The organism is Corynebacterium gerontici (genome assembly GCF_003813985.1).
GTDB lineage: Bacteria > Actinomycetota > Actinomycetes > Mycobacteriales > Mycobacteriaceae > Corynebacterium > Corynebacterium gerontici.
In genome coordinates this window covers 2,085,479-2,099,390 of the sequence record NZ_CP033897.1, presented here as the reverse complement: position 1 = coordinate 2,099,390, position 13,912 = coordinate 2,085,479, and the positions used below count along the sequence as shown (strand labels likewise).

The following is a 13,912-nucleotide window of genomic DNA, read 5'->3' as shown; positions in this document are numbered from 1 at the left end:
GGGCCACTAGCCGATTGCTTTTGCGAAGCGCGCGACGCTGTGCGCAAACGCCACTGGCTGCTCGATGTGCGGGCGCTGGCGAGTGCCGGGGATACGCTCCGTGGAAAAGGGGCCTTGGCAGCGGGCAGCGCCACGTTGGACCATGCTGCGTGACGTGGCTGAAGCGTCAGCAAAGATATGCGCAGGAGCTGTGACTTTTTCCTTTGCCCAGCGCACCGGCGGCACATTCACCACGTACCGAGACGTCTTCGCTACAGGCGTAAAAGTGGATTGGATGGACATCGCGGCGAAGCGAAGTTGGAGTTCGTCTTGAAACGCTTGAGACTGCTGGAACTCCAGGGAGGTGTTATTGCGCAGGTCCCTGGCGATCATGCGTTCGCGCCACGCCCATGCCTGCTTCGATAGCAGCCTGGGAAGTCGAAAGGCGGTCGTCATCGCCACGAGATTGCTGAAGTTCCACGGGCTTGTCAGAATAGCGCGGCGCATATCGAGTGGGTGGAGCGCCCCCGAACTCATCACGCTGAGTACTCGATCCTGATGGTGGGCGGCGACGAGCCACGCAATGGAGGCGCCTGCGCCGATGCCGAGCAGATGTGCGCGCTGGTGCCCCAGGGTGCTGATGCAGCCGACCACGTCGCCGACGGCCTCGCGGTGGTTGTAGCCCTGCGGGGGTTTATCGGACATGCCGTAGCCGCGCAGATCGATGGCGGCAACGTGGAATCCCAATCGTGCCAAGGGAGCAATGGCGTGCCGGAAATCAAACCAGCCGCCAAAAGAATCATGCAGCAGCACGATGAGGGGATGGTGGGATTCGCCGGCGGTGACGGCGTGTAAACGCACGCCGCGGGTGTGCAGCATTTGGTGCTGAAAGTCTCCCTCGAATGCCACGACATTCGGGGAAAGCTGCCTGCGGCGACGCTTCGCTGGGCTGGGCAGTTGTTGAATCTGCGGATCAGAACTCAAGGTTGTTACCTTCAAAAGATCGAACACCCCGCCTATCCCACAAGCGTGGGACAGCGGGGCGTGAAATCTACATGCGGTGTTAGCTGTACATGCCGCGGGTTTTGGAGTCTTGCTTTTCGCTTGCTTTGCCCGGCACCAGGGTCTTGAGTTCTCCAACAGACTCGATGGTCTTCTTCGGTGCACCAATCTTCTTTACCTTGCGGTAGCCAAACAGCGCCAACAAGCCAGCGAGAGCCACCATGATGATGAAAACGATGAGGAACGCCGCCCAGCGGTCCAGCCACTGGGAAAGCAGTTCGGCTAGGAAGAAGAAAAAGAAGAAGGAGCTGTACAGGGCAAGCGTGCCAGCAACACCGAAGAGGCCACCGCCGATGGCGCCCTTCTTCGCCTCTGCTGCCAGCTCAGTCTTGGCGAGCTCGACTTCAGAGCGGAACAGCGAGGACATCTGGGCAGTTGCCTGCGAAACCAGACCGCCGATGGAATCCTTGCTCACCGAATCGACGTCGCTGAGCGGAATCGAATGTACTTGCGCCTCGAAAGTCTCGGCACCCTCGGTGTAAAAGCCACTGTCCTTGCTCACGGGAATGTCCCTTCACGATCAATTAGAGAAAATACTACGTAGTTACTCAATATGGTGCCACGAATTGCCCGCTAACGCGAAGTTGGCACACATTCTTAGAATATTCTTCATGGCTCTGCTTGAACACCTTGCTCAAAACCCCACCGTGCAGCCTGCCCTGGAACGCGCCACCAACGCCATTGAAGCGGTGCATCGCAGGCCAGTGAACCTGCGCAAAGTGGCCATCACGAGCTCCGAGTCTGCAGTTCGTGGAGCTAAGTCAGCCTCGATGCTCACCGGCGAGGATCAATCAATCTGCCTGAAGGCTTACAGCGTTTTAGCTCCTGAAAGCGTGGATACTACTGCCAGAACGCTTCGGCGAGCACCGCTTCAGGTGCTCGCACGCATCGATGTGCTCGCGGGTGGCAGTGGACGCCCGGCGGAAGGAAAATCTGAGGCAGCGCAGTCACTTGCTGCAGTGCTAAGTAAACAGCCGCATCCGGGCGTGATTCCGGCGGTGGCGATGGCCGCCATTGCTGGACAGGAGATGTTCGGACAACGATCATTGCTGCTTGGCCTGGTGGCCGCCCGTGCCGCTGCGATTGCGTTCGGCTTTGATCCCCGAGGCTTGTGCGTCCCGGAGCCCTACTACTACAGGCGCCAGAAGCAATGCGCCGCACTAGTGCGCGACGCCCTGGACAGCACCGATGCCATGGCGAATTGGATCGCGTTTACCTGCGAAGCCTTCGAAGGAGGTGCGAAGGAAGCCGAAGGCATCGCGGCTGTGGCGGCGCAAACGGGTTAGGGTTCTTCGCGGGGGCGTCGAAAAGCCCACCAAAGGCCAGCGATACCGGCCACAGCGGCGGCGACTCCCGTAGCGGTGGTCACGTCCTTCTTCGTGGGTGGGCGAAACAGCGGGACAGGATTGTTGAAGGTGCGCACCTCCCAGCCATGCTCAAGCGCGTGCTTTTTCATGGCTCGATCCGGGTTGACGGCCACGGGATGGCCAACCGCATCGAGCATCGGCACATCATTGAAGGAATCTGAGTAGGCAAAGGACTCCTTGAGCTCGTAATTGCGCTCACGCGCCCTACGCGCCAGCGCCTTCGCCTTCGCGCCACCCTTGCAATAAAACAGCAGCTCACCGGTAAATTTTCCGTCCTGCACCTCCAGCTCGCTGGCGATGACGTGTTCAATGCCGAGTTCTCGTGCGATGGGCTCCACCAGAATTCTTGCCGAAGCAGAAATGATCACCACCTCATGCCCGGCCGCCTGGTGCTCCTCGATGAGCTGCCTGGCCTCCGCGTAAATCGTGGGGCGGATGATGCTGTGCATGGTGTCTGCGGCGATGTCGCGAATTTGCTGCTCATCCCAGCCGGTAGCCATGTGGGTGAGCTGATCTCGGGTGGCATCGAGCTGCTGGGAGGTGTGGCCGCTGAACATGTAGGTGGCTTTGGCCATGCTCATTTGGAGGGCGTCCGCGGGGCTGATGAGTCCCGATTGGAGGAATTCCTTGCCATACGCCAGGGCGGAGGAGGTGGCGATGATGGTCTTGTCAAGATCGAAAAACGCCGCGATGCACGCCGGGTGCTGGCCGGTGTGCTGCGGGTTCTTGGTGCTCATAATGGCTCTAAGCATACGGGGTGGCGCGGTGCTTGTGCAGGGGGAAGGTGCGGGGCAGTTTGCCGTAGCAGTGCGCCATGCCAGCCTTTGGTGTGACGCAAGTGAAACCTGGGGTGAGTTTTCCACAGAGTTGGCGTGGTTCGCGCCGCGCGCCGGAGGCTATCCACAGGGCTGCAGATGTGCGTTCGACGGGAAGGTGGGGCAATTTCATACTCGTGGCATGAAGCAACAAGCAGTGCTCATCGCCATCACCGACCCCACCCTGCACTCCGAAGCAAGCCATGTGGCAGCAGCAAGCGGCCGGGAAGTCATCAGCACCGCCGATCCGCGAGAGATCACCCGCATTGCACCCAAAGCTGCCGCAGTGCTTGTCGACGCCACCACGGCGCACCATGTAGCTAAACTGCCCACCCACCGCGCGGTGTTATTGAGTGCCGAACCAGGGCCGGTGGATTGGCAGCTTGCCATGGAAATTCACGCCGAGGCTGCCATGCTCCTGCCTGCTCAGGCCCCCGAGCTGTTGGAACTGATCGGGCGCGAAGATGAGCCTCCGCCAGGTGAACACACTGCCATCATGGTCTGCGGCGCAGCAGGCGGCGCTGGTAGCACCACGCTGGCGGCTGGCCTTGCGCACGAAATCGCGGGAGCGGTGCTCATTGATGCCGATCCTTACTCAGGCGGTTGCGATCTTGCCCTCGGCATCGAAGATCAGCCAGGACTTCGGTGGAATGACCTCGGTGGCGACGTTGCGGGAGTCTCCGGTGAAGAACTCGCGCGGGCGCTTCCTCACAGCCTCAATGGGGTTCCCGTGCTGACGGCAGCGCGGGGAGGTGAACGCTGCTTGCACGCCGAGAAATTGCAAGCAGCCACCCGCGCCCTGCTCGGATCCATGGACGTGGTGATTGATGCCCGACTGGGCAGCGAACTTGCCCATGCCGCCCTTGAAGTAGTCGATGTGGCGGTGGTGGTCATTCCCGCAGAAGTGCGCGCAGCGGCGGCAGCGGCGGAATTGCAGCGGCAGTTGCAGCAGCGGCACGTGCTGAGCGTGGGCGTCTTACGGCATCGGACGTGGTCCGGGCTGGATTGTGAGGAGGCAGAGAACATCAGCGGGGTCCGCATTGTCGCTGAGCTACCCAACATGTCGCGACTGAGCAAGATGATGGAACTTGAGGGCCTCATTGCGGTGCCCAAGACGCTGCGGCGCACCGCAATGAATCTGCTGCAAGCAATCGAGGCAGCATGATGCAGCGAGACGCACTCATCGAAGCAGTCCAGCGCAAGCTTGCCCAAACACCAGACACGAATGAGACGCAGCGTGCGCAGATGGTTCGCGAAGTCTCCGGTGGCGTCATGAGCGACGTGGAGGTAATCAACATTTTGCGCCAATTGCGCCACGAATCCCAGGGGGTGGGCAGGCTCGAGTCTGTCCTTGCGATTGAAGGCGTGACCGATGTGCTGGTCAATGGCGTTCACGGAGTGTGGTTTGACCGGGGGCGGGGTTTGGAACGGGCTGCTGTGACCTTCGGTTCTGACGCCGAAGTGCGCAAACTCGCCACCCGCTTGCTCGTTGCGTCGGGGCGCAGGCTTGACGACGCCCAATGCTTTGCCGACGGACGCCTCCAACGCCAAGACGGCACCGCACTCAGAGTGCACGCAATGTTGAGCCCGCCCAGTGAATCCGGCACCTGCATTTCACTTCGCGTGTTACGCCAGGCAACCACCAGCATCGATCAGTTGCAGCGCAGCGGCACCTTTGATACCTCCGTGGCGGACTGCCTTCGCAACCTCGTGGCGGCAAGAAAATCGGTGCTCATCATCGGAGGAACCGGCAGTGGGAAAACCACGCTGCTGAGTGCGCTGCTCAGCCAAGTGCACGAGCATGAGCGCATCATCTGCATCGAAGACACAGCAGAACTCAAACCCAATCACCCCCACGCCATCTCGCTGCTCAGCAGAACCGAAAATGTGGAGGGCAAAGGGGCGATCAGCATGGCTGATTTGCTTCGGCAATCCTTGCGCATGCGGCCGGACCGAATTGTGCTAGGAGAAATCCGAGGTGCCGAAGTGGTGGACCTCTTGGCCGCATTGAATACCGGCCACGAAGGATGCGCTGGCACCTTGCATGCCAACACCGTTGTTGAGGCGGTGGCGCGCGTTGAAGCACTAGCGGCGCTCGGTGGTTTGCAGCAACACGCGCTGCATTCCCAGCTTGCCGCTGCGGCACCTGTGCTGTTGGCGATGAAGCGAAGCAGCAGCGGAAGAACACTCCATCAAATAGGTGTGTTGCGGGGCAACCCCGTGGAGGTGGAGTTGCTGTGGGATGCCCGAAGCAACGGGCAATGTGACGTGGATTGGGGGCAGCAATGAGGCAAAGTTTCATCGGCGAGCTAGCACCGCTAATCGTGATCGTGTTGGCTTCGGCATGGGTTCCTCCGGCACCTGTAAGGCGAATACAGCGCAGGAAGTCCAGCTCCACATCAGCCCGCTTCGTCCTAGTTGGTGCAGTGCTGCTGGTCGCGCCGCTGCTCGCCCGCTATGTGTTGTTGTTCGCTAGCGCGCTCGTGTTGCTCGCAGCCGGGTGGAAAGTATTCCGAGACATGCAGAAGGAGCGCAGGCAGCAGCAACAGCGCCAAACGTTATCGAAAATGCTGGGCATGTGCGTCAGCGAACTTCGCTGCGGAGCCAGCCTTGGAGATTGCCTCGAACATGCTGCGCAACAACATCAATACGAACCAGCCGCCACAGCATTCGCGGCAGCGGCTCGTAGCCTGCACACCGGCGGTGGCGCCAGTGCTCAATTAGAGCACTACTGCGAACAGATGCCGGACCTTCGCACCGTGGCACATTGTTGGCGAATTGCAGAACGCCACGGCATCGCCATGGCACCCCTGCTGGAAAATGCCGAACGACAACTACGAGCCCGCCTGCACCATCGCCAGCGCACCAACGCGGCAATGCAAGGGCCGAAGGCCACCGCTGCGATCCTCTGCGCACTGCCACTAGTGGGGATGCTCTTAGGCGCAGCGATGGGCGTGAACGTTCCGCAGCTACTGGTGAGCAGCTTCATCGGAAACTGCATGCTGCTTATCGGCATCGTATTGATCAGCAGTGGGCTGCTGTGGACCCAAAGAATCATCAGGGGTGCAACATCATGACCATTCTGGCTCTGATCTGTCTGGCCGTCGCATCGTGGCCTGGTGGAATCGGCATCAGCGCACGTATCCATGGGGCTACGGACACGGGCGCCGTGCATCGGATTCGCGCCCGTGAACCACCACCCTGGGCGCGTTCGCTGCTGCAAAAGTTTGCTGCTGGATCAAGCGTTGATCCGCACGAGCTTGCGGGTGACCTGGAACTGTACGTGGCTTGCGTACAAGCCGGGCTCAATCCCGCAGCAGCAGTGACGGCGGTGGCGGAAAGCGCCACTGCCAGCACCGCAAGAGCGTGGGAACAAACAGCCACCATGTTGCACATGGGAATTTCAGCTCAACAGGCGTGGGCGCCCATCGCCAACGTCCAGGGGCTCGAAGGTATCAGCGCCATCGGGCAAACATCCAGCAACAGCGGGGCATCCATGGAATCGGGGCTTAAGGGCATCGCCCAACAGCTCCAGCAGGGCGCCGAAGCGCACGCGGTGGCGAGCGCAGAGCGCGCAGGAGTCTTCATCGCCATGCCGCTGACCGTCTGTTTTCTGCCCGCGTTCTTCGTGCTCGGGTTGCTGCCAGTGCTGTACCAACTTGGCAGCAGCATGTTCTAGAAAAGCAAAGATTTCAATGAAGGAGTGTTCAAGACCATGATTCAGCAAGCAATGATCGCCCGAATTTACAAGCTCTACACAGATGAGGAGGGCATGAGCACCATTGAATATGCAATGGGCTCGCTCGCAGCGGCGGCGCTCGCCGCAGCCCTCTACCTGGTTGTGTCCTCCGGGTCAGTCTCCGATGCGCTCGAAAGCATCATCACCTCAGCGCTCAATAACTCCCCGGGCTAAAAGCACCATGAAGCGATCCATCCACAGCCGTCTGGTTGACCAACGCGGAAGCGTCAGCATCGAAGCAGCGATCGCCAGTACCGCCTTGTTGTTGCTGTGCGCTTTGATGGTGGCAGCGTTGGCAACTCTGGCGGCGTATGTGCAAGCCGTGGACATCGCTGGGGCGGCGGCGAGGGCTTACGCCATCGGCGAAGCATTCGAGGCTCCCAAGGGTGAGGTTGAAATTTCCACCAGTGACGGCATGATCCGAAGTGAAGCCAGGGTGCCATCGCCTTTCGGGACGATGAAAGCGAGTGCGCAATTTCCGCAGGAGGTGGTGCATGAAGTCCAAGGTGATTGATGAGCAGGGGAATGCCACGATTCTCGCGGCGGGGATCGCAGCCGCATTGGCCTTAGTACTCGGTGTGTTGCTGCTCGCAGCCAGCGCGGTCATTCACACTCACCAGGCGCAGGTAGCTGCAGACATGGCAGCGGTAGCCGGGGCATATGCCGAGGCTGAGGGGCGCTTCGGGTGCCCCGTTGCCACCCAAGTGCTCGAAGCCAACCAGGCGCAGATGCTTACCTGTGATAGCGAGGGAGGTGATGTGCAGATTCAGGCGAACATCGGCGGCCAGGTGGCGGCAGCGCGCGCAGGCCAGATCCAAGAAACAGCATCCTAGGGCGTGAAACCAAGCATCGTGCACATGGCACCCAGCAGTTGGATAGCACCAGCCTTGTCCAAAGGCTGGTTGCCATTCCCGCACTTTGGAGACTGCACGCAGGAGGGGCACCCGGATTCGCACTCGCAACTGCGAACCGCCTCAAAGGTTGCAGCAATCCACTGCCCAAAGCGTTGGAATCCACAATCGGCAAAGCCGGCACCGCCCGGGTGCCCGTCGTACACAAACACCGTTGGCAGACCTGTATCGGGGTGCTCTGCGGTGGACACACCTCCGATATCCCAACGATCGCACGTAGCAATGAGTGGCAACATACCAATCGCCGCGTGTTCGGCGGCGTGGAGGGTGCCCGGAACGTCGTCGACACCAAGTTGTTGCAGCACCAAAGGATCAACGGTGTACGCGACGGCCCGGGTGCGTAACTGCTGGGGCGGCAGATCCAGTGGCACAGTTTCCAAAACGCTTCCGTCGCTCGCCTTCACGGTGTAGCCCACTACTTGATCGGTCACCTCAACGTCCACGTTGCTCAACCAAAAGCCGGGGGAGGGGTTTTGCACCGAGTCATCGACACCGATGATGCGGATGTCGGTAGTGGTGCGCGCATGAGTGCTATAGGCGGGAGCGTCCGGGTGCACGAGTGCAACATGATCGTCAAGCAAGAGCTTGTCCACCACAAAGGATTCGCCCTGGTGAAGGTACACCGCGCCGGGGTGTACCTGTGCCATGCCCGTTGCGGCATCGATCGTGCCCAATAACCGGCCATCGCTGTGATCCACAATGGAAATCCGCTGTCCGCTGCCGCGCAAATTCACCTGCGCGTGAACGTCGGGCGCGCCGGGTTGAGGAAGTGCGAACCAGCCACGAGGGCGGTGCCGCATCAGCCCCTGCGCCGCCAGCGCTTCGGCTATGTCTCGCGCACCAAGTGCATCCACTTCGCTTTCGGTGAGCGGCAACTCCTCCGCCGCGCATAAGAGGTGTCCGCTGAGGATGTGGGGATTATGAGGATTGAATACCGTGCGTTCCACAGGGCGAGTAAGGAGCGCCTCCGCGTGATGCACCAGGTATGTATCCATTGGTTCATCGCGCGCCACCAGCACCACCAAGGAGCCCTGCCCCCGGCGTCCAGCGCGGCCGGCCTGCTGCCAGAAACTCGCGATGGTTCCAGGAAACCCAGCTGTAATCACCGCGTCCAATCCACCCACATCAATCCCCAGCTCAAGCGCATTCGTTGAGGCAACACCAAGCAGCTCGCCGGAATCGAGTTGCTGTTCGAGGCGCCGGCGATCTTCCGCAAGATAGCCCGCGCGGTACGCGGCAATCCTGCGTGCGTCCTGCAAACGACCCATCCCCACCAGTTCTTCTGCGGTGCGCATGGCAACCACCTCGGCACCGCGCCGGGAACGCACGAACGTGAGCGTGCGCGCGCCTTCCGCGATGAGGGTGGCCATCATTCCGGCGGCTTCGGTGGAGGCGGCTCGCCGGACCGGGGCGCCGTGCTCACCCGTTGCGCCCTCGATGAATCCGGGTTCCCACAGCATGACGGTTCGGGCACCACTTGGTGCGCCATCTTCAGTGACCGCCTGCACCGGTTCGCCAATGAGCAATGTGGCGTGCTCAGCAGGGTCGGCGGCGGTTGCCGAGGCGAAGATGACGGTGGGGCTGGCGCCATAACGCCGGGCAATGCGAAGCAGGCGGCGCAGCACCAGCGATACGCCTGCACCGAATACGCCCCGGTAGGTGTGGCACTCGTCTACCACCACAAACTGCAGGTGGCGCAGAAAGCGCATCCACCGGCTGTGATGAGGCAGGATTGCGGCGTGGAGCATGTCGGGATTGGAAAATACGCACCGCGATTGCTCGCGAATTCCAGCTCGCGCTTCTTTGAGGGTATCGCCGTCGTAGGCGCACGGGTGGACGTCGAAAAGCTGGGGTATCGCGGCGGTGAGCGCGAGTGCGTTGCCGAGCTGATCGGATCCGAGCGCTTTGGTGGGAGTGAGGTACAGCGCTGTGGCCTGCGGATTTATTGCAAGTTTGCTCAAAATGGGCATGAGGTATCCCAGGGATTTTCCTGAGCTCGTGCCTGTGGCAACCACAACGTGGCGGCGCTGCCAGGCGTGTTCTGCGGTGGCAACTTGGTGCGAATACGGGGCTTTGATGCCCTGGTCAATGAGGTATTCGCGTAACTCAGGCAAGACCCACTCCGGCCAATCTGCGGTGATCGACGGGCGCGGCGGGATGGTGGTGAGGTGGGTGCAAGACTCCTCGGCGAAGCGGTTTTTCACACTCGCCGCAAGCTCTAGGCCGAGCTGAGCACCCGCAACGGGGTTGAAATCTTGCATGAAAATCCCTTCCTGGATCTTTCCCTGACCTGCGCTAACCAAGCATTTCAGCTGCTTTGCTCGTGTAAGCGGGGGTAGTGCTTACCAAGCGCCAAATGTGAAAGCGTGACACACTGGGCTTTGGTCGCCGCATCCAGCAGCAACGCTGGTGCATTTTTTACTAACGCGATCTGCGGGAATTCTATCCCGCGGTGATGCTCGAAGTGTGGAATGAACGGCTCCCACGACAATTCGGTAATCGCCGAAGGTTTTTCAAAGAAGTAAGGTTTTACAACATGGCACAGGGTACTGTGAAGTGGTTCAACGCCGAAAAAGGTTTCGGCTTCATCGCTCCCGAGGACGGCTCCGCTGACGTCTTCGTTCACTATTCAGAAATTCAGGGCAACGGCTTCCGTACCCTCGAAGAAAACCAGCGCGTTGAGTTCGAGGTCGGCGAAGGCGCTAAGGGCCCGCAGGCTCAGCAGGTGCACGCTCTCTAAGCGCGCCGCATAAGACTTTTGAGCACGTCATCCCGTAAGGGATGGCGTGTTTCTGCATGTCCGGGGCTTTTGCGCGGCGGCTCTGCGGCCCGGTTTCGGCGCCTGGAAGGCCACGGTGGAACGTCGAAAAGCTAAGTAAGCGGCGTCACTTTTGCCCCCGCGATTGTGCCCTAGGGCGCTTTACTGCTTATGCTGCTTGCTTAGACCTTTGTGCGCAGGGGCATCCCTTATATATAAGGAATGAATTTGCGTGGGCAAGAGCCCGAAGCAAAGTCGGCTGAAACTACAAATTCGCAGTGTTTTGAATTGAGGTTTTCACCTTTTATGGCTGAAACATCCGGCACCAAGCGCCTCGTCATCGTTGAGTCCTCCACGAAGGCGAAGAAAATCGCGCCCTACCTTGGCAATGACTACATCGTGGAGGCGTCCGTGGGTCATATCCGCGACCTGCCGCGCGGTGCCGCCGACGTGCCTGCGAAGTACAAGAAGGAGCCCTGGGCGCGCCTGGGTGTCAATACTGAGGACGGCTTCAAGCCCCTGTACGTGGTCAGCGCCGACAAAAAGAAGAAAGTGTCCGACCTCAAGGCAAAGCTCAAGCTTGTCGACGAACTCCTGCTCGCCACAGACCCCGACCGCGAAGGCGAGGCAATTGCTTGGCATCTCTTGGAGGTTCTCAAACCCAAGGTGCCCGTCAAACGCATGGTGTTCAACGAGATCACCAAGCCAGCGATCCTAGCCGCGGCTGAGAACACCCGCGATCTTGACGAGCACCTGGTGGATGCTCAGGAAACCCGACGCATCCTCGACCGCCTCTACGGCTACGAGGTGTCCCCGGTTCTGTGGAAGAAAGTCATGCCGCGCCTTTCGGCAGGTCGTGTGCAGTCTGTGGCTACCCGCGTCATCGTGGAACGCGAGCGTGAACGCATGCGCTTCGTTTCCGCCGAGTACTGGGACCTCGAGGCCGAGTTCGATACCGGAAAACCCGCGCAGGACGGCAACCCGCGCACCTTCATGGGCCGCCTGGTGAGCCTGAACAACCAGCGCGTTGCCACTGGCCGTGACTTCAACGATCGAGGTGAGCTCACCTCTGACGCCGTGCGCATCGAGCGCGATCAGGCCACGGCACTGGCAGACGCCCTACAGGGCGCCCCAATGCAGGTGGCGAAGGTGGAGGAAAAGCCCTACACCCGCCGCCCCTACGCGCCATTCATGACCTCCACGCTGCAGCAGGAGGCCGGCCGCAAGCTGCACTTCACCTCCGAGCGCACCATGCGCATTGCGCAGCGCCTCTACGAAAATGGCCACATCACCTATATGCGTACTGACAGCACGACGCTGTCCGAGCAGGGCATTCAGGCCGCTCGTGAGCAGGCAATTTCGCTCTACGGCAAGGAGTACGTAGCAGACGGTCCGCGTCGCTATGACCGCAAGGTGAAAAACTCCCAGGAAGCACACGAGGCAATCCGGCCCGCCGGTGAATCTTTTGCCACCCCTGGCCAGCTTCATTCGCAGCTCGACGCCGAAGAGTTCAAACTCTATGAGCTGATTTGGCAGCGCACCGTCGCCTCGCAGATGGCTGACGCCAAGGGCACGTCCATGAAGGTGACCATCGCTGGCGAGGCGTTGGGTAACGCCGTCGAATTCGCCGCCACAGGCCGCACAATCACCTTCCCTGGCTTCCTGCGCGCCTATGTTGAAACCTCCAAGCTTGCCGACGGCCGCGATGTAGCCGACAACGCCGAAAAGCACCTGCCGCGCCTTTCGCAGGGGGATGACCTGGGCGTGAACAAGTTGAGCGCCGAAGAGCACAACACCAATCCGCCTGCCCGCTACACCGAGGCGTCGTTGGTGAAAAAGATGGAAGACCTCGGCATTGGCCGTCCTTCTACCTATGCCTCGATTATCAAGACCATCCAGGATCGCGGCTATGTGTTCTCCCGCGGCAATGCACTGGTGCCAAGCTGGGTTGCCTTTGCCGTTGTGGGGCTGATGGAAGATAGCTTCTCCGCGCTGGTGGACTACGACTTCACCTCCTCGATGGAAGACGAGCTGGATGAAATCGCCGCTGGCCACGAGAACGGTACTGATTGGCTCACCGGCTTCTACTTTGGGGATGCTGAGGCTTCGGAAGCCACGGCGGAATCCATCGCCCGCCAGGGCGGTTTGAAGGCGCTGGTTGGTGACAACTTGGAGCACATCGATGCTCGTTCGGTGAACTCCCTGCACCTCTTCGACGACGCCGAAGGCCGCGCTATCAACGTGCGCGTGGGCCGTTATGGCCCCTATATCGAACGCCAGGTAGGCACCAAGGACGGCGAGCCTGAGTATCAGCGCGCCAACCTTACTGATTCCACCACGCCCGATGAGCTCACCCTCGAATTCGCCGAGCGCCTCTTTGCTACCCCGCAGTCGGGGCGTGAGCTGGGGCGCAATCCCGAAAATGAGCGCATGATCGTGGCAAAGGAAGGCCGCTTCGGGCCGTATGTCACGGAGCTGGTCAATGACGATGAACGCGAAAAGGCCGAGGCCAAGGCCGAGGAGATCGTCGCCGCCGAGCGTGCCGAGGAAGATGAGCAGCGCAAGGCTGAGGGTAAGCGTGCGAAGAACTGGGGCACCAAGACGGCTGCCGCGCAGAAGGAAAAGCGCATCAACCAGATCGTGGAAGAGACGCTGAAGCCCAAGACGGCCTCGCTGTTTAAGTCCATGGAGCCCTCCACCGTCACGCTTGAACAGGCTCTGCAGTTGCTCTCCCTGCCCCGCGAGGTAGGCGTGGATCCCAGCGATGGGGAAGTTATCACTGCCCAAAACGGCCGCTACGGCCCTTACTTGAAGAAGGGCAACGATTCGCGCTCACTCAACCGCGAGGAGCAAATCTTCGAGATCACCCTGGACGAGGCTCGGCGAATCTACGCCGAACCGAAGCGCCGCGGCCGTGGCGCCACGCCTTCTGCGATTAAACAGCTCGGCGATAATGACGTCTCGGGCAAGCCCATGAGCGTGAAAGATGGCCGCTTTGGCCCCTATGTCACCGATGGTGAGACGAATGCCTCGCTACGTCGTGGCGATGATCCGCTGAAGCTTACCGACGCCCGCGCGAATGAATTGCTCTCTGAGCGCAGGGCAAAGCAAGCCGCCGAAGGTCCGAAGAAGACCACTAAGCGCGCCACCAAAAAGAAGGCCACGAAGAAAGCCGTGAAGAAGACCACCAAGCGCGTAGTCAAGGCGGGTAACCGCAAGAAGTAGTGCCCAGGCTCGTGCCTAGAAAGACTCCCGAGAGCAGCATACGTTGAACGGGAGTC

General features: G+C 60.5%; 15 protein-coding genes. 10 read left to right on the top strand and 5 right to left on the bottom strand.

Features of this window, described 5'->3' with window-relative positions:
* Positions 1–6 precede the first annotated feature (6 nt).
* A complete protein-coding gene (locus tag CGERO_RS09875) occupies positions 7–963 on the bottom strand; it encodes an alpha/beta fold hydrolase (RefSeq protein WP_245998828.1) in 957 nt (318 codons plus the stop codon).
* 79 nt (positions 964–1,042) lie between these two features.
* Entirely contained in the window at positions 1,043–1,543 is a 501-nt protein-coding gene (locus CGERO_RS09870) for a phage holin family protein (RefSeq protein ID WP_123935516.1), read from the bottom strand.
* A 109-nt stretch (positions 1,544–1,652) separates the two neighbouring features.
* Here CGERO_RS09870 and CGERO_RS09865 point away from each other — a divergent pair, with 109 nt between their 5' ends.
* Complete coding sequence (locus CGERO_RS09865) at positions 1,653–2,327, top strand: hypothetical protein (RefSeq protein WP_123935514.1); 675 nt, start codon at positions 1,653–1,655, stop codon at positions 2,325–2,327.
* Here the strand turns inward: CGERO_RS09865 and CGERO_RS09860 are convergent.
* Positions 2,324–3,145: an HAD family hydrolase gene (locus tag CGERO_RS09860; RefSeq protein WP_245998827.1), complete on the bottom strand. Its 822-nt coding sequence runs from the start codon at positions 3,143–3,145 to the stop codon at positions 2,324–2,326. The two genes, CGERO_RS09865 and CGERO_RS09860, sit on opposite strands and share 4 nt — an antisense overlap.
* Positions 3,146–3,152: 7 nt before the next feature.
* On the bottom strand, positions 3,153–3,356 hold the full coding sequence (locus CGERO_RS10700; RefSeq protein WP_164470303.1) for a hypothetical protein: 204 nt from the start codon (positions 3,354–3,356) through the stop codon (positions 3,153–3,155).
* Between the two features lie 9 nt (positions 3,357–3,365).
* Here CGERO_RS10700 and ssd point away from each other — a divergent pair, with 9 nt between their 5' ends.
* From ssd to CGERO_RS09825, 7 genes are read left to right on the top strand one after another with little or no spacing between them, the layout of a single operon-like run.
* The gene (gene ssd, locus CGERO_RS09855; protein WP_123935510.1) at positions 3,366–4,388 is read left to right on the top strand and encodes a septum site-determining protein Ssd; all 1,023 of its coding nucleotides are present in this window, start codon (positions 3,366–3,368) and stop codon (positions 4,386–4,388) included.
* A complete protein-coding gene (locus CGERO_RS09850) occupies positions 4,385–5,512 on the top strand; it encodes a TadA family conjugal transfer-associated ATPase (RefSeq protein WP_206423899.1) in 1,128 nt (375 codons plus the stop codon). The genes ssd and CGERO_RS09850 overlap by 4 nt, the downstream gene beginning before the upstream one ends.
* On the top strand, positions 5,509–6,300 hold the full coding sequence (locus CGERO_RS09845; protein WP_123935508.1) for a type II secretion system F family protein: 792 nt from the start codon (positions 5,509–5,511) through the stop codon (positions 6,298–6,300). Before CGERO_RS09850 ends, CGERO_RS09845 begins: the two co-directional genes overlap by 4 nt.
* Positions 6,297–6,902: a type II secretion system F family protein gene (locus tag CGERO_RS09840; RefSeq protein WP_123935506.1), complete on the top strand. Its 606-nt coding sequence runs from the start codon at positions 6,297–6,299 to the stop codon at positions 6,900–6,902. Before CGERO_RS09845 ends, CGERO_RS09840 begins: the two co-directional genes overlap by 4 nt.
* 36 nt (positions 6,903–6,938) lie before the next feature.
* Entirely contained in the window at positions 6,939–7,136 is a 198-nt protein-coding gene (locus CGERO_RS09835) for a DUF4244 domain-containing protein (protein WP_245998826.1), read from the top strand.
* Between the two features lie 7 nt (positions 7,137–7,143).
* Positions 7,144–7,476: a hypothetical protein gene (locus CGERO_RS09830; protein ID WP_123935504.1), complete on the top strand. Its 333-nt coding sequence runs from the start codon at positions 7,144–7,146 to the stop codon at positions 7,474–7,476.
* Positions 7,457–7,795: an Rv3654c family TadE-like protein gene (locus CGERO_RS09825; RefSeq protein WP_123935502.1), complete on the top strand. Its 339-nt coding sequence runs from the start codon at positions 7,457–7,459 to the stop codon at positions 7,793–7,795. Before CGERO_RS09830 ends, CGERO_RS09825 begins: the two co-directional genes overlap by 20 nt.
* Here the strand turns inward: CGERO_RS09825 and CGERO_RS09820 are convergent.
* Positions 7,792–10,134 carry a DEAD/DEAH box helicase gene (locus tag CGERO_RS09820; RefSeq protein WP_123935500.1) on the bottom strand — a complete coding sequence of 781 codons (2,343 nt, stop codon included), beginning with the start codon at positions 10,132–10,134 and terminating at the stop codon, positions 7,792–7,794. The two genes, CGERO_RS09825 and CGERO_RS09820, sit on opposite strands and share 4 nt — an antisense overlap.
* Positions 10,135–10,409: 275 nt before the next feature.
* Here CGERO_RS09820 and cspE point away from each other — a divergent pair, with 275 nt between their 5' ends.
* Together cspE and topA are read left to right on the top strand one after the other, a co-directional pair.
* Positions 10,410–10,613, top strand: a complete 204-nt coding sequence (cspE, locus tag CGERO_RS09815) for a transcription antiterminator/RNA stability regulator CspE (RefSeq protein ID WP_123935498.1) — start codon at positions 10,410–10,412, stop codon at positions 10,611–10,613.
* Positions 10,614–10,937: 324 nt separating this feature from the next.
* The gene (gene topA, locus CGERO_RS09810; RefSeq protein ID WP_123935496.1) at positions 10,938–13,856 is read left to right on the top strand and encodes a type I DNA topoisomerase; all 2,919 of its coding nucleotides are present in this window, start codon (positions 10,938–10,940) and stop codon (positions 13,854–13,856) included.
* The last annotated feature ends 56 nt before the right edge of the window (positions 13,857–13,912 follow it).